Annotated in this window: 19 protein-coding genes, 1 tRNA gene and 1 pseudogene; 9 read left to right on the forward strand and 12 right to left on the reverse strand. The window is 59.2% G+C overall.

All coding sequences use genetic code 11. The features are described from left to right. Positions 1 to 2 precede the first annotated feature (2 nt). The 5 genes from OGM81_04355 to ruvC form a co-directional block, all read right to left on the reverse strand. Positions 3 to 866, reverse strand: a complete 864-nt coding sequence (locus tag OGM81_04355; protein ID UYJ44373.1) for a class I SAM-dependent methyltransferase — start codon at positions 864 to 866, stop codon at positions 3 to 5. Positions 867 to 902: 36 nt separating this feature from the next. Continuing rightward, positions 903 to 2,270, reverse strand: coding sequence for a phosphoglucosamine mutase (gene glmM, locus OGM81_04360; GenBank protein ID UYJ44374.1), 1,368 nt, complete (start codon positions 2,268 to 2,270; stop codon positions 903 to 905). A gap of 94 nt (positions 2,271 to 2,364) precedes the next feature. Continuing rightward, complete coding sequence (gene ruvB, locus OGM81_04365) at positions 2,365 to 3,417, reverse strand: Holliday junction branch migration DNA helicase RuvB (GenBank protein ID UYJ44375.1); 1,053 nt, start codon at positions 3,415 to 3,417, stop codon at positions 2,365 to 2,367. A gap of 12 nt (positions 3,418 to 3,429) precedes the next feature. Further along, the gene (gene ruvA / locus OGM81_04370) at positions 3,430 to 4,032 is read right to left on the reverse strand and encodes a Holliday junction branch migration protein RuvA (protein UYJ44376.1); all 603 of its coding nucleotides are present in this window, start codon (positions 4,030 to 4,032) and stop codon (positions 3,430 to 3,432) included. Positions 4,033 to 4,348: 316 nt separating this feature from the next. Then, a complete protein-coding gene (ruvC, locus tag OGM81_04375; GenBank protein UYJ44377.1) occupies positions 4,349 to 4,846 on the reverse strand; it encodes a crossover junction endodeoxyribonuclease RuvC in 498 nt (165 codons plus the stop codon). Positions 4,847 to 5,057: 211 nt separating this feature from the next. Between ruvC and OGM81_04380 the strand changes: the two genes are divergently transcribed. Then, positions 5,058 to 5,133, forward strand: a tRNA-Val gene (locus OGM81_04380). A 193-nt stretch (positions 5,134 to 5,326) separates the two neighbouring features. On the opposite strand, the gene OGM81_04385 is transcribed toward OGM81_04380, so the two are convergent. The 3 genes from OGM81_04385 to OGM81_04395 form a co-directional block, all read right to left on the reverse strand. Further along, complete coding sequence (locus OGM81_04385; GenBank protein UYJ44378.1) at positions 5,327 to 7,675, reverse strand: hypothetical protein; 2,349 nt, start codon at positions 7,673 to 7,675, stop codon at positions 5,327 to 5,329. A 14-nt stretch (positions 7,676 to 7,689) separates the two neighbouring features. Next, positions 7,690 to 9,432 (reverse strand): hypothetical protein, encoded by a 1,743-nt coding sequence (locus OGM81_04390; GenBank protein UYJ44379.1) that lies wholly within the window; start codon positions 9,430 to 9,432, stop codon positions 7,690 to 7,692. A gap of 404 nt (positions 9,433 to 9,836) precedes the next feature. After that, positions 9,837 to 10,880: a PTS sugar transporter subunit IIC gene (locus OGM81_04395; protein UYJ44380.1), complete on the reverse strand. Its 1,044-nt coding sequence runs from the start codon at positions 10,878 to 10,880 to the stop codon at positions 9,837 to 9,839. Positions 10,881 to 11,047: 167 nt separating this feature from the next. On the opposite strand from OGM81_04395, the gene OGM81_04400 reads away from it, so the two are divergent. Next, positions 11,048 to 11,806, forward strand: coding sequence for an esterase family protein (locus OGM81_04400; protein ID UYJ44381.1), 759 nt, complete (start codon positions 11,048 to 11,050; stop codon positions 11,804 to 11,806). Between the two features lie 64 nt (positions 11,807 to 11,870). Next, the gene (locus OGM81_04405) at positions 11,871 to 12,425 is read left to right on the forward strand and encodes a DJ-1/PfpI family protein (protein UYJ44382.1); all 555 of its coding nucleotides are present in this window, start codon (positions 11,871 to 11,873) and stop codon (positions 12,423 to 12,425) included. A gap of 81 nt (positions 12,426 to 12,506) precedes the next feature. Here OGM81_04405 and OGM81_04410 read toward each other — a convergent pair. Both OGM81_04410 and OGM81_04415 read right to left on the reverse strand, forming a co-directional pair. Beyond that, a pseudogene (locus OGM81_04410) lies at positions 12,507 to 13,456 on the reverse strand (IS3 family transposase). 332 nt (positions 13,457 to 13,788) lie between these two features. Further along, on the reverse strand, positions 13,789 to 14,193 hold the full coding sequence (locus OGM81_04415; protein UYJ44383.1) for a methylglyoxal synthase: 405 nt from the start codon (positions 14,191 to 14,193) through the stop codon (positions 13,789 to 13,791). Between the two features lie 253 nt (positions 14,194 to 14,446). On the opposite strand from OGM81_04415, the gene OGM81_04420 reads away from it, so the two are divergent. The 6 genes from OGM81_04420 (at position 14,447) to OGM81_04445 (ending at position 19,108) form a co-directional block, all read left to right on the forward strand. Then, entirely contained in the window at positions 14,447 to 15,040 is a 594-nt protein-coding gene (locus tag OGM81_04420; GenBank protein ID UYJ44384.1) for an RICIN domain-containing protein, read from the forward strand. An 877-nt stretch (positions 15,041 to 15,917) separates the two neighbouring features. Beyond that, on the forward strand, positions 15,918 to 16,565 hold the full coding sequence (locus OGM81_04425; protein UYJ44385.1) for a Rhomboid family protein: 648 nt from the start codon (positions 15,918 to 15,920) through the stop codon (positions 16,563 to 16,565). A gap of 45 nt (positions 16,566 to 16,610) precedes the next feature. Beyond that, entirely contained in the window at positions 16,611 to 16,934 is a 324-nt protein-coding gene (locus OGM81_04430; protein ID UYJ44386.1) for a cyclic-di-AMP receptor, read from the forward strand. Further along, on the forward strand, positions 16,934 to 17,854 hold the full coding sequence (locus OGM81_04435) for an AAA family ATPase (protein ID UYJ44969.1): 921 nt from the start codon (positions 16,934 to 16,936) through the stop codon (positions 17,852 to 17,854). The genes OGM81_04430 and OGM81_04435 overlap by 1 nt, the downstream gene beginning before the upstream one ends. A 51-nt stretch (positions 17,855 to 17,905) precedes the next feature. Further along, positions 17,906 to 18,745: a stage 0 sporulation family protein gene (locus OGM81_04440; protein UYJ44387.1), complete on the forward strand. Its 840-nt coding sequence runs from the start codon at positions 17,906 to 17,908 to the stop codon at positions 18,743 to 18,745. A gap of 195 nt (positions 18,746 to 18,940) precedes the next feature. Beyond that, a complete protein-coding gene (locus OGM81_04445) occupies positions 18,941 to 19,108 on the forward strand; it encodes a 4Fe-4S binding protein (protein ID UYJ44388.1) in 168 nt (55 codons plus the stop codon). A gap of 230 nt (positions 19,109 to 19,338) precedes the next feature. On the opposite strand, the gene OGM81_04450 is transcribed toward OGM81_04445, so the two are convergent. Continuing rightward, positions 19,339 to 20,517, reverse strand: coding sequence for an AI-2E family transporter (locus tag OGM81_04450; GenBank protein UYJ44389.1), 1,179 nt, complete (start codon positions 20,515 to 20,517; stop codon positions 19,339 to 19,341). Between the two features lie 87 nt (positions 20,518 to 20,604). Next, positions 20,605 to 21,771 (reverse strand): AI-2E family transporter, encoded by a 1,167-nt coding sequence (locus OGM81_04455; protein UYJ44390.1) that lies wholly within the window; start codon positions 21,769 to 21,771, stop codon positions 20,605 to 20,607. Positions 21,772 to 21,887 lie beyond the last annotated feature (116 nt).

A 21,887-nucleotide genomic window follows, 5' to 3' on the forward strand; every position in this document is an offset into this window, starting at 1 on the left:
GTTTACTTCTCCCAAATAGCGGTGGCGCCGCAGGGCACCACACCGCCGGTAGCCGAGACCGGCAGGCCGATCTCATCGCAGTGAGTGTGCCCGCCCGCAGTGGGGCAAAGCGTCGTTTTAACGATGTATTCCATCACCGCAGGGCTGAGACCCTCGGTGTAGGAGTTGATGGCAAAGAACAGTGGATCGTCGCTGAGGACCTGCTCGGTCAGGGTGATGAGGTCGTAGACGTTGTCCTCCAGCTTCCAGATCTCACCGCCGGGGCCGCGGCCATAGCTGGGCGGGTCCATGATGACGGCGTCGTACTTGCTGCCGCGGCGGATCTCCCGCTGCACGAACTTGACACAGTCGTCCACGATCCAGCGGCAGGGGCGGTCGGCCAGATCACTGGCGGCGGCGTTTTCCCGCGCCCAGGCCACCATGCCTTTGCTGGCGTCCACATGGGTGACGCTGGCCCCTGCGGCCAGGCAGGCCAGCGTAGCGCCGCCGGTGTAGCCAAAGAGGTTCAGGACCCGGATGGGACGGCCGGCAGCCTTAATTTTTTCCTGATACCAGGCCCAGTTGACGGCCTGCTCCGGGAAAACGCCGGTGTGCTTAAAGCCGGTGGGGCTGACGATAAGGGTCAGCTCGCCCCAGTTGATCTGCCATTTCTGGGGCAGGCGCTTGTGGTAGTTCCACTGCCCGCCGCCCTTGGTCGAGCGGTAGTACACGGCATCGGCCCTGGCCCACAGGGGGCTGGTCTCGTCGTTTTTCCAGATGACCTGCGGGTCGGGGCGGATCAGCAAAGTCTGCCCCCACCGCTCCAGGCGGTTGTGGTTGGTGGCGTCCAACAGTTCATAATCCCGCCAGCTGTCGGCAGGGCGCATAGGCAATTCTCCTTTTATTCTATACGGTACAACGTCTTATTTATTCAAAATACGCTGTTTGATCATGTCGGCGATGCGGTCGGCGCTGGACTTGATGGCCTCCTGGTCCTCGCCCTCGACCATAACGCGGATCTTCGGCTCGGTGCCGGAAACACGGACGAGGACGCGGCCCATGCCCATCAGGTTCTGCTGCTGGCTCTCGATGAAGCCGGCGATATACTCATCCTCTTTGTAGGCTTCTTTCTGGGCCTTGTCGGCAGTCAGGTTGATGAGCACCTGGGGGAACTTGGTGTACACGGCGTTCAGGTCGCTCATCTTGGCGCCGTTTTCGGCCTTCTTGCGGGCCAGCACCTTCAGCAGCTTGCCGGCAGTCAGTTCGCCGTCGCCGGTGGTGGAGTGATGCAGAAAGATCACGTGACCGCTCTGCTCGCCGCCGATGGCATAGCCGCGGGCGCGCATCTCTTCCAGCACGTAGCGGTCGCCCACGGCAGTGCGGGCGGTCTCAATGCCTAAAGACTGCATGTATTTCATGAAGCCCAGGTTGGACATGACGGTGACGACGACGGTGTTGCCATCCAGGCGGCCGCGCTCCTTCATATCGGTGCCGACCAGTGCGATGATCTTGTCGCCGTCGATCTCGGCGCCGTTTTCGTCGCAGGCCAGGCAGCGGTCCGCGTCACCGTCAAAGGCGATGCCGCAATCGTAGCCGCCCTGCTTGACGGCCGCTTCCAGCGTTTCCAGATGGGTGGAGCCGCAGCCGTCGTTGACGGAAACGCCGTCCTGCTGGGTGCCGATGAAGCCGCACTCGCAGCCAAGGCGCGGGAACAATTCCTGCGCGACCCTGGCGGAGGCGCCGTTGGCGCAGTCGAACAGCACTTTCAGACCGGTGAGGTCGGCGTCGATATGCTCCTGCAGGAAGTCGACGTAATCCTTTACGCCGGTGCGGCACATCTTGATGCGGCCGATGTCCGCGCCCTCGGCCAGACGAATGTCCGTGCAGTTGTTGAAGACATGGGCTTCGATCTGGTTCTCGACCTCATCGGGCAGTTTGTAGCCGTCGCCCTTGAAGATCTTGATGCCGTTGAACTCCATCGGGTTGTGGGAGGCGGAGATCATGATGCCGGCGTCGGCATTGTATTTGCGGACCAGGTAGGCCACGCCGGGGGTGGGGATAACGCCCAGCAGCTCTACGTCAGCGCCGACACTGCACAGGCCGGCGGCCAGGGTGGATTCCAGCATATCGCCGGACACACGGGTATCTTTGCCGATCAGGATTTTGGGACGGTGGCCGTCCAGGCTGGTAAGCACGGCAGCGGTACCGCGGCCGATCTGAAGCGCCAGTTCGCAGGTGAGGTCCTTGCCCGCCACACCGCGGACACCATCAGTACCAAACAATTTACCCATTCTCGTCAGATCCTTTCCTATTGGTTGATTCGGTTGATTTATCATTCTATGCCGCTTGTCGGCATGGGGTCAGTGATTTTTCGCCCGAAGCACGTCAGAACATGCTCTGCTGTCCGTCATCCTCATCAAAACGGCGCGGTACAGCCATGTGCAGATGCTCATAGGCCAGGCGGGTCACGCAGCGGCCGCGGGGGGTGCGGGTCAGCATGCCCATCTGCATCAGGTACGGCTCACAGATATCTTCCAGCGTGACGCTCTCCTCACCCAATGCAGCGGCCAGCGTTTCGAGACCGACCGGGCCGCCGTTGTACATCTCGATGATGGCGCGCAGCAGGCTGCGATCGAGTTCGTCCAGACCCAGCTCGTCGATGTCCATCCACTTGCGGGCCGCAATGGCGGTCTCTTCGTCGATGGTGCCCTCGCTCTCCACCATGGCAAAGTCGCGGGCGCGTTTCAGCAGGCGGTTGGCGATACGCGGCGTGCCGCGGGCGCAGCGGGCCAGTTCCAGCGCACCTTCGTCGGTGATGGGCACGCCCAAAATACCCGCACTGCGGGTGATGATGCGCCCCAACTCCTGGGGGCTGTACAGCTCCAGCTTGAGCAGGATGCCGAAGCGATCACGCAGGGGGCCTGTCAGCTGACCGGCGCGGGTAGTCGCGCCCACCAGCGTGAACTTGGGCAGGTTGATGCGGATGCTTTGTGCGCTCGGCCCTTTGCCGATCATGATGTCCAGCGCGAAATCTTCCAGCGCCGGGTAAAGTACTTCCTCCACCTGGCGGGACAGACGGTGGATCTCATCGATAAAGAGGATGTCGCCCTCCTGCAAATTGGTCAGCAGTGCTGCCAGGTCGCCGGGCTTCTCGATGGCCGGGCCGGAGGTGATGCGGATCTGCACGCCCATCTCCTGCGCCACAATGCCTGCTAGCGTGGTTTTGCCCAGGCCGGGCGGGCCGTAGAGCAGGATGTGGTCCATCGGCTCGCCGCGCTGCTGCGCCGCCCGCAGATAGACTTTCAGGTTGCCTTTGGCTTTCTCCTGGCCGACGTAGTCATCCAGCGTTTTGGGACGCAGGCTGATCTCCTCGGCATCGGCGGGCATGGCGTCCGGGCTGACAAGGCGGGCGGGGTCTACCATATATTCCTGATTCATTGTTTACCCCTTTCAGCGTGCGCGGGACAGGCTGCGCAGCGCCACCTTGATAATATCCTGTACGGGCAGTGTCTCGTCCACGCGGGCCACCGCGGCGGCGGCATCGCTGGGGGTGTAGCCCAGGCTGACCAGCGCCGCCACAGCCTGCGCCGGGGCCGAGCTGGGCGCGGGCGTACCCATATCGCCGGAGAAGCCGTTGCCATTGGCCAGGCCCTTGCCCACTTTGTCTTTCAGTTCCAGGGCAATGCGCTGGGCCAGCTTTGGGCCAACGCCGCTGGCCTTGGTAAACGCCTTGTAGTCGCCGCTGGAGGCCGCCAGCGCGACCTTTTCCGGGGACATAATGGACAAGATGGACAGGCCCGCTTTGGGGCCGACGCCGGTAACGGCCGTCAGCATCTTGAAGCAGTCGCGCTGTTCCTCGTTGGCAAAGCCATAGAGGGAAACATCGTTCTCGGTCACGTTCATGATGGTATAGACCGTGCCCTCCTGCCCCGGGGCAGGCAGGGCCTCGCCGGTGGTAGCCGGGACCTGCACATAGTACCCCACACCCGCGCAGCTGATGACGACAGAATCCAGGGATTTTTTCAAAATTTTGCCAGTCAGACAATAGATCATGGTTGGCTTCCTTTTTTATAGTAATAATAACTTTAGGGCAATACCGCATAATTCTAAGTGCCGATACGGCGAGCGAGGTACGGCAGCTGCTAAGCCAAAAGCGCAGATAATACTTTGTGTATTATCGAGCATTTTGGCAACGCAGATGCCGTGCCGCGGCCGCCGGAACGGTGCTTAAGCCGTCAGGCGGGAATTGTGCGGTGTTGCCTTAGCTAAATGGTCGGTGTTTTTTTTGCAGGGACTATGCCCTGCCGCCCACCTTACGGTTTGCTATATTAAAAGTTTCTTTGCCTACTTTCTTTTCAAAGAAAGTAGGTTATCGTACCGGCGTACCCATCAGGCGGCTGCGGCTGCAATGGCAATGGGCGATGGCCATACCCAGGGCGTCGGCGGTGTCGTCGGGCTTGGGTATGGTCTCCAGGTGCAGCATCATGCGGGTCATCTCCTGGATCTGCTTTTTTACGGCCTTGCCGTAGCCGGTGATGGCCTGCTTGACCTGCATGGGCGTGTATTCATAGATCGGCACACCGCACTGGGCCGCCGCCAGCAGGATGACCCCGCGTGCCTCGGCCACGCCGATAACGGTGGTCTGGTTGTGCTGGTAGTAAAGCTTCTCGATGGAGAGGGCTTCGGGCTTGTAGCGTTTGCAGATGTCCAGCACGCCCTCGTAGATCTCGACCAGGCGCTGCTCAAAGGGGGTGTCTTTCTCGGTAACGACCGCCCCGTAGCCCACCGGCGCGAACCGGTTGCCCACATATTCCACAACGCCCCAGCCTACAATTGCGTAGCCGGGATCAATACCAAGGACTCGCAAGTCTCTACACCTCCCCACTTTAACTGGTATAGTATACCACAAAAAGGTGTGTGCGTCCACAGCGGCGGGGCGGTTTTTGGCCGCTTGAGGGGACGTTTTCGACTTTTTTCAGAAAAATTTCAAATTTCTTGAAAAAAGTGCTTGACTTTTCTCTTTGTGTCTGGTATTATAGCATACGTCGCCGGGAGACACGGCGCCGACAACAAAATATGGACGGTTAGCTCAGCTGGTAGAGCATCTGCTTGACGTGCAGGAGGTCACAGGTTCGAGTCCTGTACCGTCCACCAAAGAAAATACCGTAGATTCGTTAGAATCTACGGTATTTTCTTTTTCAAGTACACACTTTAGTACACACTTGCCTATTTTCTCTGCAAGCTATGTACCAAATCATTATACACTTCCGGCCGTGCTTCTTTCAGCGCATCCATAAAGGCACCCCCGCACATGGTGTATCCTTCCATGCGCGGGGGTACCTTGTATTTACTGTTTCTTTTTCCTCCGGCTTACGCCCCAGGCGATGCTGCCCAGGAGCGCCAGGGCGGAGACAAGTTCGAAGCCGCGCCAGTAGGCGGGGGCCTGGTAGGCGATCATGATCGTACCGGTGTAGCCCGCCGGGATGTTCAGGGTGATGCGGGCGTTCTCGCCGGTGCCGAGGGGGTATTCCTCGCCGGTAGCTTCGTCCACGGCATGGTAGTGGCCGTAGTTGAAAATAGGCACCGAGATGTCGGCGGCCTCGCCGTCATTTTCCACTTCCAGATAGGCCTTGCCGCCCCTCTTCTCGTAGGAGAGAAGCTGCATCTTATCGCTGCCCGGCTTGGGCTGTGCCCAGATGGTCTCGTAGGCGCTGGTACCGTCGATGAGGTACTCGCCCACACCGGTGGTAGGTGTCGGGTCCATCTTGCGGTAAGTATTATAGGCAACCTCCTGCTGGCCGGTCAGCATCTGGGTCTGCATTACGCCGGTCATCAACAGGGTGCATCCCACCAGCGACAGGGCCACACCCTTTGCCAGGCGGAGGTTCTTTTCCTTCAACAGCTGAACCGCCAGCACAACCGCCAGGCAAAGCAGTACCGTTGCCAGAGAAAGGAACCGCCACGGGTACTGGAACAGGCCAATCAGCTTGCCCACCGTGCGGCCCAGCCAGTTGTGGAAGCTGTCCCACGGGAACACATGCATGGACAGTACCGTTGCCAGCACCGCAAAGCCAAATGCTGCCTGCATGCGGTGCAGGGTATCTCTGTCGTGCCAGCTTTCCCGCCGCAGCAGGCAGTAAAGCACCAGCAGCAGCCCCACCACCAGTGGCAGGCCGAACGACAGCGTCATATCCGGGTTTGTGCCCGAATCCGCCCCACCGAATCCCGGCCCAAACGGGCTGAACAGCTGCACCAGATACGTTCCCTGGTTCTGGATCTTGCCGATCAGCGGGCCGTTGACCATCAAATTGATCTCGTGCGTCGAGATCAGGAACGGGAAGAAATACCAGGCGCTCAGCGCCACAGCCAGCAGCGCCGCCTTGACCCAGGCCAGCAGGCGGGCAGGGCGCAGGGTATCCCGCAGGCGCAGCAGGCAGAACACCACCAGCAGCAGCGCGATCAGCTCACAGCTGAGCAGATGGCACTGCACCAGCGCCGCCATGCCAAAGGCCATGGGCGCCCACTGGGCAAAGCGGGGCTTCTCGGTGGTATATATATTATACAGGCCCACCAGCACCAATGGCAGGAAAGTGATGGCCGTGTACTCGCCCACCGAGGCGCGGATGTAGGTGCAGACCAGGCGGTAGCAGGACAGCGTGTACAGGGCCGCGCCCAGCAGGCCCAGCTTGCGGCTGGCGGTAATTTTGCCAAAGCTGTAATAGGCAATGATGGCGGTGGACAGTGTCACCGCAAAGATGTACACCTGATAGCAGGTGCGCAGCGGTAGCCAGGCATTATACAGCAGGGCGGGCAGTGTCAGGAACAGTTCACAATAGCACAGCGAGTTGGCATAGCCGTAGCCGTTCAGGCTGTCAGTGGTCATGCGCACCGGGAACTGCCCGTAGGACAGCTCCGCCGCCATGGCCGTAATACGCTGCAGATGGTAGTCTATATCGTGCCCGAAGTAGAGATAGTTGCTGAACAGCGGCAGGCAGGCGGCCACCGTGATGCCCGCCAGGATCAGCGGCACCGCGTACTTGCGGCGGCGTGCCGGGGCGTTTTCATCCCTGCGGGCAAACAGTAGCAGCAGCACAAAATTCAGCACTGCCGCCAGCAGCACGAAGATGACCAGCCGGGTCAGGCGGTAGATGGGCTGCTCGGTCAGGGTAATGCCGTACAGGTAAAGCTGCCCTTCGCCGTAAGTCAGGGTCGCGGTCAGGTCCTGCATTCTGGCGCCGTAACCCACCCACAGGCGGGTGGTCACCGTTCGATGGCAGTCGTCCAGCGTTACGGTATCAGCTCTGACAGCCGATGGATTGCCCTTGCTGGAAAAAGACAGCGAGCCCGCACTGTGCAGTGCATTAAAGGTCGGTGTGTCCGGTGTCTCACAGGAGAAATACTGCACCGTCACCTCATACGCGCCGGAGCGCATCGCGCTGCCTGCCGTAGAAAAGCTGATGGCCTTATCCTCCGGCGGGGTGAAGTCCTCGCTGTTGTTCCAGATTTGCAGCGCCGTCCCGTCCTCGTTCACAGCGGCGATCTGCGGGTAGTCGTTGCTAAAATCCGCCGAGGTCAGCTGCAGTTTGTAGGGTGCGCCGAACAGCGATGCTGCCAGCGAGGCCAGCACAGCAGCCTCCAGCAGGAGCACCACGGCAAACCAGCGGTTGGCACGCAGCAGTTCATGCAGTTTTTTCATACAAAGGGGCCTCCTCAGCCGTCCCAGATCATGACTTTGGCGTTCAGGATGGAGGTGTCCTCCACCGTGGCGATGTACTCGCCCTTCTCATTGCGGGGGGTGCGGTCGCAGTCCAGCAGGCAGATCTGGCGGGGTTCCTCGGTGCCGTCGGCCAGGCGCACCTTGTACTTGATGACCGCATTGTCCGGCACCAGCGCACCCTGCACGTAGACCCGCATGCCGTCCATCACCTCGCCGGTGTCGTCGGTCAGGCGACCGCACCAGGCCAGGTCATAGCCGCCGTAGTTACGGTAGGTCTGGTAGGCGTAAAGCGTGCCGTGGCCGGAGGGCAGCTCGATGCCCGGCATCTGGGCGTGGAGTTCCCGCCCGGCAAAACGGCAGAAGAAATTCGTCTCGGCCTGGGTATTGGTGTCCCAGACGTTCTCATTGCAAAGGATCAGATCGTCGGCCGTGACCTCATCGGCCAGACCGGCGCGGATGGTATCGGCAAAGAAGTTGTAGGCTTTCAGGTTCTCAGCGTGGTGGGTGCGCAGGCAGCCGCGGGTAAACGCGCCGTTGGCGGCAATACCCGCCGCCAGCACCACTGCCAGCAAAGCGCGCAGCACGGCCGAGGGAACTTTCGGCAGACGGCAGCACAGTTTGGCCAGCGCCGCCACGCCTACCGCCAGCAGCAGGCCCAGGCCCACCGAACTGGCCGCCGCGGGGATGTAGCCCCACTTCCAGGTGATGGCCTCTGGCTGCTGGTAGCGGGCCGACAGGGCCAGCAGCGCCGCCGGGGCAGCCCACAGCCCCAGGCCCAGCAGGGCCAGGCCGCCCAGGGACTTGCCGCTGACCTTTTCCCTGGGAACGGCAAACAGCAGCGCCGCTACAGCCAGCAGCCCCAGCACAAAGGGCCAGAGCATGTCGCCCTTGCTGATGGTGCCGCAATCCTGCCCCTGCAGCCAGGGACCCAGAAACGGGATGGACGCGGCCATCTGCTGCACGGTCACACGGGCCACGTTGGGGATGTCCAGCGAAAGTTCATTGCCGGTGCCGCCGTGGCGGGAACTGGCAAAGTGGAAGCAAAACGCCACCGCCATGCCGCCCAGCACCGGGGCCGAGGCCCGCAGGCCGCCCCGCACACTGCGGGTGTACACCACCCACAGCAGCAGCGCCAGCACGGCGTAGACATAGCCGGTCTCGTAAGTGCCGCAGGCGATAAACGCCAGCACGGCCGCCGCCACGCCCCAGGCGCGATGGTGGGACTCGTGCAGGTAAAACAGGCACAGCCAACTGGCCGCCGCCCAAAGCAGCGTGCGCTGGGGCACGGCGTAGTAACTGTACATGCCCTCGTTAAAAATAGGAGCCGCCGCCAGCGCCAGACCAAAGGCGCCCAGAGCCAGGGCATTGCTGCGGCTGAGCTTTGCCGCCACGCGGCTAACCAGGAAAGCCGCCGCGCCCGTCATGGCAATGATGTACAACCGGTAGCTGGCCAGCGTGCGGTAAAACAGCAGCGCCACCGCGTTGGGGTAGTGGAACGGGAAGAACCGCACCTGCTTTAATAAAAAGAAGCTCAGCCGCTCCTTTAGATCCTGCAAGGCATACTGCCAGAAGGACATGCGGCCCATATCGTACAGCCATCCGTTCAGGGTCAGCTTGTCGTCGCCCTCGGCCGGTACGCTGATGGTCACCCGCAGGTACATAACAGCCGCCGCAAATACGGCCAGATACAGCACCGCCAGCGCCGCCCGCCGGACCGCTGTGTTTTGCTTTTTCATATCGTTCCTCCCCTTGCCGGGATATAGTCGTAGATAAGGGTATTATAGCATAGCCGGGCATTGCGTGCAATCTGCACGGATATAAAAAGCCCCGCACGCAGGCGGCGGGCCTGTATGCGGGGTTGGTATGCTTTTGTATGTATGGTAAACGCCGCCACACGCGGCGGGGGATTGGTTTGGCTGCGCCGGGCTGCTGCGGCGTGACCGGCGGGCGCAGGCAGGCGGCCGTACCAGTGGGCAGGTAGATTTTCTCCTTGTGTTTGCAAAAAGTATTTTACCACATTTTTTCGCGTTTTTTCATAGGCAGTTTTCCACAAAAACACCACGCCGCATGCATGGGCAAAATGCCTATACAAAGCAAAAAGAGGAGCACCGAAGTGCTCCCCGTTGCGAGTTATTGCAGTTTAGTCCAGCTTCATGTCGCCGTCTTTGATCCAGCCCCACTTGCGCAGGACCTCGCAGAAAACAACGCTCAGCACGGCGGGCAGGACGAAGCAGATCAGCACCAGGCCCACCCAATCAAAGGCGGTAACGGCCTTGCCGGCCTCGATCCAGCCGGTGTAGACGCCGATCTGGCCCACCAGGCCGCAGGTGCCCATGCCGCTGGAGACCGCCGGGCCGTTCATTTCCAGGCGGAACAGGCAGGTGGCGATGGGGCCGGTGATAGCCGCCGCCAGCGTCGGGGGGATCCAGATGCGGGGATTGCGCAGGATGTTGGGCATCTGCAGCATGCTGGTGCCCAGGCCCTGGCTGACCAGGCCGCCGACGCCGTTCTCGCGGTAGCTCATAAAGGCGAAGCCGATCATCTGGGCGCAGCAGCCAGCCACAGCCGCACCGCCTGCCAGGCCTGTCAGGCCCAGGGCCGCGCAGATGGCCGCACTGGAGATGGGCAGCGTCAGGGCCACGCCTACCAGCACGGAAACGACAATGCCCATCAGCAGGGGTTGCAACTCGGTGGCCCACATGATGACGTTGCCCACAGCGCTGGCGGCCGCACCGATGCTGGGGGCGCAGAAGGCGCTCAGGCCCACACCCACCAAAATGGTGACCGCCGGGGTGACGAGGATGTCGACCTTGGTCTCTTTGCTGACCAGCTTGCCGACCTCGGTGGCGATGATGGCGATGAGGTAGACGGCCAGGGGGCCGCCTGCACCGCCCAGTTCATTGGCCGCGCCGCCGACAGCGATCAGGCTGAACAGCACCAGCTGCGGGGCGTGCAGTGCGTAACCGATGGACGCCGCCATGGCCGGGCCAGCGATAGCCGCCGCATAGCCGCCCGCCGTGACCAGGAACGCAAGCCCCAGCTGCTGGCCCAGCGTCTTGATGATGGTGCCGATCAGCAGGCTGGCGAACAAGCCCTGGGCCATGGCGCCCATGGCGTCGATGCCGTAACGATGCGCCGAGATGACAACATCTTTGCGCTTAAAAAATGTGCTTACTGCCTCCATAGATACTTTTCCTCTTTCTGCTTGTTAAATTTTTGTACAAGGGTCAAGGTGATTATAATACAGCCGCCCCACAATTGCAACTCAAAGCGGGAAAAACGTTGACAATGATTGAAAACGCGGGGAAAATGCGATACAATGGCAACAATGACCTAAAAGGAGGTCCCATCATGGTTGAGACTTTTACCGTCCACATCACACCCTATGACCTGGACCGCAACACCTTTATCTATCTGCCGGATAATTGGCAGACCAGCGGCAGGCGCTATCCCGTCATCTACATGTTTGACGGCCACAACCTGTTTTTTGATTCCACCGCCACCTTTGGCACCTGCTGGGGGCTGAAAGACTATCTGGACGCCCACCCCAACGCCATTGTGGTCGCGCCCGAGTGCAACCACGAGGGAAACAAGCGCCTGGAAGAATACTGCCCCTACGACAGCGATTGGTTCGACGGCATCCACGGCACCGGCAAACAGTACATGGATTGGCTGGTGAACGAGCTGAAGCCCGCCATTGACGCCAAGTATCCCACCCTGCCCGACCGCGGGAACACAGCCATCGGAGGCTCCAGCATGGGCGGCCTGATGAGCCTGTACGCGATCACTGCTTATAATAAGGTATTCAGCAAAGCGGCATGCCTGTCGCCGTCGGTACGCATCTGCCTGCCGCAGGTCAAGGCCGAGCTGAAAAAGGCCAAGCTTGCCCCGGACACGCGGGTGTACCTCAGCTGGGGCGAAAAAGAGGGCAAAGGCAAGCACCAGCTGGCCCAGTACACCGCCAACGCCCTGGCCGTTACCCGCGGGTTAAGCGGCAAGGGTGCCGAGGTGTACCCTTATTTGCAGATGAATGGAAAGCATTGTGAAGCTGATTGGCGGAAACAACTGGGACGGTGCTTTAAGTTTTTGTTCGGATGGAAGGAGAGGTAAAGTTTTATTATTTCTGACGAGGCGGCAAACGAAAGCCGCAAACACAAAAAAGGAGGAACCCAAAATGTCAAAAGCCGTAATCTTCTTTGCCCAGGGGTTAGAGGAATGTGAAGCCCTGCTTTGCGTTGATATTCTCCGCCGTGCGGGGGTCGAAGTCACCATCGCCGCCGTGGGCGGGGAGCGCATCGTTACCAGCGCCCGCCAGGTCAACGTCGTGGCCGACGCCCTGGCTGAGGAGCTGGACTACGCCCAGTTCGACGCCTGCATCCTGCCGGGCGGCATCCCCGGCGTGCCCAACCTGAAAGCCGACGCCACCGTGCGTCAGGTCTGCACGGATTTCGCTGCCGCGGGCAAAAAGGTCTGTGCCATCTGCGCCGCGCCCACCGCGCTGGCCGCCTTCGGCGTGCTGCAGGGCAAAAAAGCCACCGTCTACCCCGGCATGGACGCCGACCTGACCGCCGCCGGGGCCGCCTACACCGGCCTGCCGCTGACCATCGACGGCAACATCATCACCGGCGAGGCCCTGGGCGCTGCCATCCCCTTTGCCTTGGCTATCGCCCGTGAGCTGGCCGGTGCTGACGCCGCCGCCCGCGTCAAGAAAGCCATCGTCTACCAATAATTCCACGACTATACGCAAAAAGTCCCCGGCGCATCTGAAGTGCCCCCAAAAAGTTAGACAATAATTTGAAGCAAAAATTGTTCAAGCAGCCGAAAGGGCTTGCTGTCTGTGAATTGCAGGCGGCAAGCCCTTTAGCTTTGCCTTGATCCTGCGGTTGTTGTAGTAATCCAGATATTCAACGAGTTCCTGCTTGAAGTGTTCCATGGACTGAAACTCTTGTAAGTACAACAGTTCACTTTTGAGTAAGCCAAAGAAATTCTCTATCACAGCGTTGTCCAGACAGTTGCCTTTCCGGCTCATGCTCTGCTGAACACCTTTCTTCTGGAGCATTCGCTGGTACTGCTTGTGCTGGTATTGCCAGCCCTGGTCAGAATGAAGGATCAACCCGGTTCCATCCGGTATCTTCTCAAAAGCCTTATTCAGCATAGTCGTAACCATACTCAGAACAGGACGGTCGGAGATGGTATAGCTGACCAGATCGCTGCTGCACAGATCAAGGATGGGCGAGAGATAGAGCTTCTCTCCAAACAAACTGAACTCTGTCACATCGGTGACCCACTTCTGGTTTGGCTTTTCGGCGCGGAAGTCCCGGTTTAACAGATTTGGCGCAATTTTGCCAACTTCACCCTTGTAAGAACGATACTTCTTCATCCTGACACGGCAAACCAAACCCAGCTCCTTCATAAGCCGCTGGACAGTCTTGTGGTTCAGGAGGAAATTGCGCTTGTGAAGTTCTGCTGTAATGCGGCGATAGCCGTATCTTCCTTTGTTTTCATGGTAAATGGCCGTGATCTCCGCTTTGACAGCTTTATACTTATCTGCACTGTTCATCCGCTTCAGATGGTAGTAGAAAGTGGCACGGGGAAGTTGAGCGATTGAGAGAAGAATATCCAGAGAATGTCTTTGCCTCAGCTTTTGAACTACCTGCGTTTTCTGCGCTGGCGTCGCTCGTCTTCCAAAACCAAGGCTTGCAAGTTTTTTAGGTAATCGTTCTCCGCACGCAGTCGCTGCACTTCGGCCAGCAGATCTTCTTCCGCCTCTTTTGGCAGCTTCTTTGGCCGGCCAGTGCTGCCGCGGCCCCGTCGCTCAACCGACAAGCCTTCCGGCCCTTCTTCCAAATAAATGCGTTCCCAACGCTCTATAATTTTATGGTCGTTAATTCCGAATTCCTGCATCGTTGCATGGATACTCAGATGTTTTTTTTCCATGGTTTCTACAACCATTCTCTTGAATTCCGGCGTATATCGTTTGTTTGGTACTCCTTTTGGCATACAAAAACACCCCATTTCCTAAACAGTATACCATACTGTCTAACAAATGGGGTGCTGTTCAATCACGCACCGGGGACTTACTTTTTATCAGCTTATTTGCGGCCGCGCTGGAGTTCGATCCAGGCAAGGTCGCCGCGCTCCAGGCCATGGATCAGCACCTCGGCCGTGGCGATGTTGGTCGCCACCGGGATGGTGTGCATGTCGCACAGGCGCAGCAGGGTCACATCGTTGGGCTCGCCGGGTTTGGCGCCCACAGGATCGCGGAAAAACAGCAGCATATCCACTTCGCCGCAGCCGATCATGGCCGCGATCTGCTCCGAGCCGCCGCGCCCGCCCGGATACAGGCAGCGCACCGGCAGGCCGGTGGCGTCGTGAACGATCTTACCGGTGACACCGGTGGCCACCAGCTCATTTTCCGACAGGATTCGGACATATGCAGTACAGAACTGCGCCATCAATTCCTTGCGGGAATCGTGGGCGATCAAGGCGATCCTCATTGCTGTTCCCTCCCTGGGAGTATGTAAGCGTTTACTATACGCTACGGCGTGTACGAATTATTTATTATAATAAGATACCTGTGCAAAAAAAGCAAGTCCCGCAGCCTAAAACCTGTTAAAAATTTGCACATCTTTTACCCAATCCGGCAATTTTCACAAACCAAGTTGTGAAAGTTTAGCTAAACCGCGCGGCGTAACCATGCTATAATGAGAAAAAGAAGCTGCACCCGCAGCTTGCAAAGGAGGAATCCCCATGAAGAAATCCGCCCAAACTGTCATCCGCCCGGATGCCTGCTATACCATCGCTGCTGCCAACGGCCGCGTGCTGGAGGTGGCTGATTTCAACACCGAGAACGGCGCTTCGGTGCGCCTGTGGAGCTACGAGGGCCAGCCCTGGCAGCAATGGTTTTTTGTAGAGGCCGGGGAAAATGAATATCGCATCAAGAACCGCTTTACCGGCAAGGTCATGGACCTGGCGCTTTCCGGCGTCGAGAACGGCACCTGGGTACACCAGTGGTCGGCCACGTCTGGCGCAGGCCAGCGCTGGCAAATCGTGGATGCCGGCGGCGGCAAGGTAAAACTGCGCAATGTGCTGGCCGATAAGGTCATCGACCTGGTGGGCATGCGCGTGGAAAACGGCACCCAGGCCCAGATCTGGCAGGATGTTTACGGTGAGAACCAGCTGTGGAAGCTGGATCCCGTGCCGGATCGTCTGCTGGAGCGCACCGCTGAGCCACCCAAGCCGACCCGTTCCGCCCCCAAGAAGGCCGTCGCCAAGACCACCCGCACCCAAACCGGCAAAAAGGCCGCCGGCAAGAGCGCACGACGCGGGAGTAAGAATAAGTAACGCCTTATTGGCTCTCTCCGGGAGAGCGCTGTCACCGCAGGCGACCGAGGGAAGGCGCATATAAAATAGCTGTCTCTCCCCCACCCACTCCGCGGGGGTCTCTCCCAGAGGTAATGTCACTTAGTCAGCACCAAAAAGAAATAGAAACCAGCCCGCAGGATTCCCCATCAAAGATTCCGCGGGCTGATTTATTTGTGTTTTCAAGAAAAATGACACTGGGAGAGATGAACCTCATAAGCAAGGCTTCAGCAATAGGTAAACTGATTTTACTTCGGAAGAATTCCATACAATGCGTCTATTGTCAAGTATTTAGGGCAATACCGCACAATTCTAAGTGCCGATGCGGCGAGCGAGAAGTACAAGCTGCTAAGCAAAAAGCGCAGATAATACTGGATGTATTATCGAGCATTTTTGCGACGCAGATTGTGCTTCGCAGCCGCAGCAGCGGTGCTTAAGCTGTAAAGCGGGAATTGTGCGGTGTTGCCTTAGAAGAAAAAATCCCTCTGCACTACTTCTTGCGTTGGTATAGAGGGATTCGTTTGTTTAACTAGGTGACCTTGGCCATTTTCGCTCCTCTTTTTTTATTTTACACTCTGTTCATGCCCTGTTCACGAAGTGTATATTCAGGGGCAGTTATCCACAGTGTATACGGGTTATCCACGTTGAAATTGTTGAAAACCCTGTTGAAAGTGTGGAAAACTTTCCCCCATTGCACGTGCCTATGGTCGAAAACCTTTGGAAAACCCCGTGGAAACACGAAACACCGCTGCGGAAAACTTTCGCCCCCGCCACCTTCCGACAAGAGAACTGTTGCACTTCCCCGTGGAAAATGCTACAATAAATTGGTATATCTTTAACTAACAGGAGGGCTTTGCCCATGAACAATTGGATCGACCGGCTGGAGCGCCGCTACAGCCGCTTTGCCATCCCCTATCTTGTCAATGGCCTTATGGTCGGCCAGCTGGCCGCGGGCCTCATCGTGCTGCTCATCAACTGGCAGTTCAGCGGGTTCATCTCCCTCAGCCGCAGCGCCGTGCTGCACGGGCAGATCTGGCGGCTCATCACGTTTTTGTTCCAGCCGGTGTGGCTGGGCGGCGCGCTGGGCATCCTGAATCTGGTGTTCTACTTCTGGATCGGCAACTCGCTCACCCGTGCCTGGGGCGATTTCCGCATGACGCTCTTCATCGCACTGGGCGTGCTGGGCGCCTGGATCAGCTGCTTTTTGGCGGGCGGCGCCTCGCCGGACGGCATCTTCCTGAGTATGATGTTCGCCTACACCTGGATGTGGCCGGAGCAGGGCGTGCTGCTGTTCGGCATCATCCCCTTTAAAATGAAGTACCTGGGCTGGTACGAGCTGTTCGTCTGGGTCGTGCAGTTCCTGATGGGCAGCCTGACCACCAAGATCAGCCTGGTGCTGAGCCTGCTGGGCTTCCTGGTGTTCTTTGGCCGCGAGGTGTTTGACTGGTGCCGCGATACCCTGACCGGCTACAAGCGCCGCCGCGACTGGGAAAACCGCAACCGTTGACCGTTTACGCACCCCGAGCGCAAAAAGATAAAAGGAGTAATTACCATGAAACTGATCACTGCGATCGTCAATAAAGAGGATTCCAAAAACGTCTGCAACCAGCTATTGAAAAACAAGTTCTACGTCACCCGCCTGGCCACCACCGGCGGTTTCCTGATGGCAGGCAACATGACCCTTCTCATCTGCACCGAGGATGAGAAGGTCGACGACTGCATCGGCATCATCTCCCAGTGCTGCAAGCAGCGCACCGAGATCGTGCCCGGCACCGCCACACTGGGTCTGGGCATCGAGAGCGCCCTGCCCATGGAAGTGACCGTGGGCGGCGCTACCGTCATGGTCACCAACGTGGAGCGTTTTGAAAAGCTGTGATGCTGGAACGCCTGGCCGGTAACACGGCCTTAAAGTCAGAGCTGGGCGCGGCCCTGGGCGCCGGGCGGCTGCCTCACGCCATTTTGCTGGTGGGCGAGCCGGGCTGCGGCGCGGGCTTTGCGGCCCGCTGCCTGGCGGCGGATTACCTCTACCCCCAGGGCGGCCCCCATGCCGAGGCCGTGCTGAAAAAAGAGGATACCGAGTGCCTGGTCCTGCAGGGCGAGGGCGCCAGCGGGCAGATTGCCGTTAAGCGGGTGCGGGAGATGCGCGAAGCCATTCAGCGCTCGGCGCTGTCCACCGATGCGGCGGGCCGCGTGCTGTTCATTTACGGTGCGCAGAACCTAAACGGTTCCTCGGCCAACGCGATGCTGAAAATTATTGAGGAACCGCCCGAGGGCGTGCTGTTTGTACTGACCGCCACCAGCGCTGCCACCGTGCTGCCCACCATCCGCAGCCGGTGTGCCGCCTATACCATCGCTCCGGTGCCCACCGACGAATGCGCCGCCCTACTGACCCGCGAGGGCCTGCCCGCCCGGCTGGCCCAGGAGCTGGCTTTTTTGTACGAGGGGCACATCGGCACGGCACTGCAGGCCTTCCGCAACGATACGTTCAAAGCCGCCCTGGGCCTTGCCAAGGAGCTGTGCAGCTACGCGGCCCAGAACGACACCTACCGCACCCTGGTGCTGGTGACCAAGTACGAGCGTGACCGCGAGAGCTTTCTGGCCTTGCTGTGGCAGCTGGATCAGCTGTGCAGTGCGGTGCTGCGCCGCCCCGCCTATGGGGCTGAGCAGTGCGGCGGCCTGACGCCGGACCGCGCCGCGCGGATCTTACAAGTCAGCGCTGCAACGCGCAAAACCGCAACAGGCAACGGCAACCTGCGCCTGGCGGTGGCGGTATTTGCCGCTGAGGCTGCCCGGTAAAACCATGTACCAACGGCATTTTTGCCTTACAAATAGATAAAGGAACTTCCCATGAAAGTAATTTCTGTAAAATTCAAGGAAAACGGCCGCTCCTATTATTTTGATCCCTGCGATTTCGAGATCAAAGAGGGCGACTACGTCATCGTTACCACGGCCCGCGGCACCGAGTGCGGCGAGGTCGTGCGCGCCTCCCACGAGGTGCCGGGCTTCTCCCGCGAGGTCAAGCCGGTCATCCGCGTGGCCGATGCGGTGGACATCCGCCGCATGCGCCAGAACCGCGCCGACGTGCAGCAGGCCTACACCATCTGCGAGCAGCGCATCGCCGCCCACGGCCTGAAAATGAAGCTGGTGGACGCAGAATATACGCTGGACCGCAGCAAACTGGTGTTCTACTTCACCGCTGACAACCGCGTGGACTTCCGCGAGCTGGTCAAGGACCTGGCCTCCCAGTTCCATACCCGCATCGAGCTGCGCCAGATCGGCGTGCGCGACGAAAGCAAAATGCTGGGCGGTTTGGGCCTGTGCGGCCAGCCGTTCTGCTGCAGCCGCTTTTTGAAAAACTTCCAGCCGGTGTCCATCAAGATGGCCAAGGAGCAGGGCCTGAGCCTGAACCCCTCCAAGATCAGTGGGTCGTGCGGACGCCTGATGTGCTGTTTGGCTTATGAACAAAAAAGCTACGAGTACCTGAATTCCATCACGCCGCAGGCGGGCAGCATTGTGCGCACGCCGGACGGTGAGGGAACGGTTATTGAAGTGAACGTTGTGGCGGGCACGCTGAAGGTTCGCTCCAACGTGGAAATCCTGGCACCGCGCATCTATAAACGGGAAGAATGCGTCTACCTGCGTGGCGGAAAACGGCCCCCCAAAGCCCCCGATAAAGAGGACGAATAAGGGACTATAAGCCTAGTTAGTTGCGACTTACCGTCGAAAATTTTCAATATATGGCACTTGCTAATTTTTTTGCAATGTGATACACTATGTATAACGCAGTAGGCAGAGCAAACCCGCTGTGTGCCATACCGGGGAGCAGCCGTGCAGGGCCGGTAAGGGTACAATACCATTCAGCACGGAGATAAGGAGTTCACGATGGCTCATACCGTTTCCAGCGAGTGCGTTGCTTGCGGTGCATGTGTTGATACCTGCCCCGTTGGTGCAATCAGCATGGAGGACAAGGCTGTTGTCGATGCAGCTTCCTGCGTCGATTGCGGTGCTTGCGAGGGCGTTTGCCCCACCGGCGCTATCCAGGCTGAATAAGCTATTTTGCGCTTAAAGCGTGACCTGTATCCGCAGGTTGCGCTTTTTTTGTTTGCTTTTTTATGTGGCGGCTTTCGTTCCGCGCCACCCTGCGGCGCTTCACACGTTTTAACGGCTTTCTTCCGTTATGTGTTCCTTTTGGAGACCCAAAAGGCAGGCCCAGGTAAGCCTGCCATTATAAAAGGCCCTGCCGCAAGGTAGGCAGGGCCGATAGGGCACATAATTAAAATTTATTCAAACACATTATCTTCCTCAGGAATTTCTTCGGCAACAGCGTTGCCCTCGGCATCGATTCCTCGGCGGTCCAGCATGGCGTGGATGAACTCCTGCGCCAAACCGTACAACGTGGCAAACACCGGCACGCCGATGACCATGCCGGGGATGCCCAGCAGATCCCCGCCCACTACGATGGAGAACAGCACCCACAAAGCCGAAATGCCGATGGACTGGCCCAGGATCTTCGGGCCGATAAAATTGCCGTCAAACTGCTGGATGATCAAAATCAGGATGCAGAAGATCAGCGCCTGGATGGGGTTGACCAGCAGCAGGATGAAGATGCTGGGCACCGCGCCAATGAACGGGCCGAACACCGGGATAATGTTGGTGATGCCGATGAACACGCTGATCAGCACAGCAAAGTCCAGCCGCAGCACCGTCATGCAGACAAAGGTAATAACGCCGATGATGGCGGAGTCGATGATCTTGCCGATGAAGAAACCGGTGAAGTTATCGTTGGCATAGTGGCAGATGCGCAGCGTCTGCTCGGCCGCACGGCGGGGCAGCAGCGCGTGGGTCACGGTGCGCAGCTGGTGCAGCAGGTGCTCCTTGTCTGCCAGCATGTAGATGCTGGATGCAATCGCCGTAAAGACATTGACGAAGTTGCCCGCCACATTGCCCATGGTGGACATGATCTGCGGCAGGGCCGTTTTGCCTAGGTTGTAGACCTCGTTGAGCATGGCCTCGGAATCATCCAGCATTTTAATGGCGCGGTCCAGATCCACACCGTAGCGCCCCTGGACGAACAGCAGCATTTCCTGAATGCCGTTGATATACTGCGGCACATTATTAAACAGCGTCATAATGCTGTTTACGATCTGCGGAATGACCAGCCAGGCCAGCAGCACGATCAACAGCACCGCCACCAGGTACGCCAGCAAAATGGCTACCCACCGCCAGCGCTTGGAATTTTTCAACAGTTTGGCGTGGAAAAACCGCACCATGGGGTCTAAAATGTAGGCGATTACGATACCCCCGAAGAAGGGGGACAAGATGCCCATCAGTGCGCCGAACCCGCCCAGGAAATAGCCCAGGTTGTTCAGCAGCAGGTAAAATGCAATACCGGCGCATACGATGGCTACCCAATCCAAGATGCTTTCCGGCTTTTTGTCAATAAAACGCTTTCCGCTCACAATTCCTTGCCTCTCTCAATCATTGCCCGTTTGGCTTATTCATTTTATTGTACTTGCATATAGGGGCATGGTGCAAGAGGCAAATTGTTAATTTTTTGCCTTTTTTGTAACAGTTTTTTCCTGCGGGGCGGGCGGTGGTTCCTCGGGCAGGCCGCGGGCCGTCAGCCCGGCGCCCACCGCCTGCCGTGCCAGCGCTGCCAAAACGGCCAGCGTGGGCACACCGGCTACCATGCCGGGGATGCCAAACAGCTCGCCGCCCACCACGATGGCCAGCAGCACCCCCAGTCCGGATAGCCCCGTGGCCCCGCCCAAAATGCGCGGCGCGATGAAGTTGCCGTCGATCTGCTGCACGGCCAGGATAATAATCAGGAACTCTGCCGCCTGCAGGGGCGACTCCAGCAGCAACAGCAGCACCCCCGGCACTGCGCCCAAAAACGGCCCCAGCACCGGCACGATGTTGGTCGCGCCCACCATCACGGCGATCAGCGGCGCGTAGTCCAGCCGCAAAAGCAGCATCAGGGCAAAGGTCTCGGTGCCCACCAGCAGTGCGTCCACCAGCTGCCCGCCGATGTACCCACTAAAAGTTCGGTCCGCCAGCTGAAACACCGCGACCAGCTGTCCCACCGTCCGGGACGGCAGGGCGGCCCGCAGGCAAAGGCGGACGCTGTGCAGCAGCTTTTCCTTACCCAGCAGCAGGTAGATGCTGGCGGCCAGCGCAATGCCCGCATCGGCCGCCGCCCCGGCCGTGTTGGAGGCTGCTTTGGCTGCAGCCTGCGCTGCCCGGCCCGACCACGCCGCGAACTCGCTTTGCAGCCGGGCGGTCAACTGCTGCAAAATCGCGTCCATCGTGGCGGTATCCACGCCAAAGGTGGCCTGTACCCAGGCCAGCAGACGGCGCAGTGTTTCCTCGTAGGCGGCCAGTTTGCCGAACAGCGAGGTCACGCTCTGCGCCAATTGCGGCAAGATCAGCCACAGCAGCAGCCCCGCCGCGCCAAACAACAGCGCGTAACTCACCGCCGCTCCGGCCCCGCGCCGCCCGCCAAACCACTTGGCCGCCAGCCATCGGGTGGGGATATCCAGCACGTAGGCCAGCACCAGCCCCCACAAAAACGGCCGCAGCATCGCGGCCAGCCGCCCCAGCGCCGCCGCCAGCGCGGGCAGCTGTGCTACCCCGCCAAAAATCAGTGCCGTACCAAGCGCCAGCCCCAGCCAATCCCCCACCGTGCGGGGCGTGCGGCCCAGCCAATGCTTCATAGTGTATCCTCCTGTGTTTTTCTTCTATCTGTTTTTCTTCTATCCTACCCGACCCGCCCCGTGGGAAAGCGCGAAACCAGGCCGGAATCCATTGAAACACCGCCCTTTTTATGCTA

The sequence above is a fragment of the Oscillospiraceae bacterium genome, from assembly GCA_025758045.1.
In the GTDB taxonomy this organism is placed as follows: domain Bacteria; phylum Bacillota; class Clostridia; order Oscillospirales; family Ruminococcaceae; genus Gemmiger.

Coding starts and splice junctions, on each gene's coding strand:
- OGM81_04440 (UYJ44387.1), top strand. CDS start 17,906: ATGAAAGTAATTTCTGTAAAATTCAAGGAAAACGGCCGCTCCTATTAT.
- OGM81_04430 (UYJ44386.1), top strand. CDS start 16,611: ATGAAACTGATCACTGCGATCGTCAATAAAGAGGATTCCAAAAACGTC.
- glmM (UYJ44374.1), bottom strand. CDS start 2,270: ATGGGTAAATTGTTTGGTACTGATGGTGTCCGCGGTGTGGCGGGCAAG.
- OGM81_04385 (UYJ44378.1), bottom strand. CDS start 7,675: ATGAAAAAACTGCATGAACTGCTGCGTGCCAACCGCTGGTTTGCCGTG.
- OGM81_04455 (UYJ44390.1), bottom strand. CDS start 21,771: ATGAAGCATTGGCTGGGCCGCACGCCCCGCACGGTGGGGGATTGGCTG.
- OGM81_04355 (UYJ44373.1), bottom strand. CDS start 866: ATGCGCCCTGCCGACAGCTGGCGGGATTATGAACTGTTGGACGCCACC.
- OGM81_04390 (UYJ44379.1), bottom strand. CDS start 9,432: ATGAAAAAGCAAAACACAGCGGTCCGGCGGGCGGCGCTGGCGGTGCTG.
- OGM81_04425 (UYJ44385.1), top strand. CDS start 15,918: ATGAACAATTGGATCGACCGGCTGGAGCGCCGCTACAGCCGCTTTGCC.
- OGM81_04400 (UYJ44381.1), top strand. CDS start 11,048: ATGGTTGAGACTTTTACCGTCCACATCACACCCTATGACCTGGACCGC.
- OGM81_04420 (UYJ44384.1), top strand. CDS start 14,447: ATGAAGAAATCCGCCCAAACTGTCATCCGCCCGGATGCCTGCTATACC.
- ruvB (UYJ44375.1), bottom strand. CDS start 3,417: ATGAATCAGGAATATATGGTAGACCCCGCCCGCCTTGTCAGCCCGGAC.
- ruvA (UYJ44376.1), bottom strand. CDS start 4,032: ATGATCTATTGTCTGACTGGCAAAATTTTGAAAAAATCCCTGGATTCT.
- OGM81_04415 (UYJ44383.1), bottom strand. CDS start 14,193: ATGAGGATCGCCTTGATCGCCCACGATTCCCGCAAGGAATTGATGGCG.
- OGM81_04445 (UYJ44388.1), top strand. CDS start 18,941: ATGGCTCATACCGTTTCCAGCGAGTGCGTTGCTTGCGGTGCATGTGTT.
- OGM81_04395 (UYJ44380.1), bottom strand. CDS start 10,880: ATGGAGGCAGTAAGCACATTTTTTAAGCGCAAAGATGTTGTCATCTCG.
- OGM81_04405 (UYJ44382.1), top strand. CDS start 11,871: ATGTCAAAAGCCGTAATCTTCTTTGCCCAGGGGTTAGAGGAATGTGAA.
- OGM81_04435 (UYJ44969.1), top strand. CDS start 16,934: ATGCTGGAACGCCTGGCCGGTAACACGGCCTTAAAGTCAGAGCTGGGC.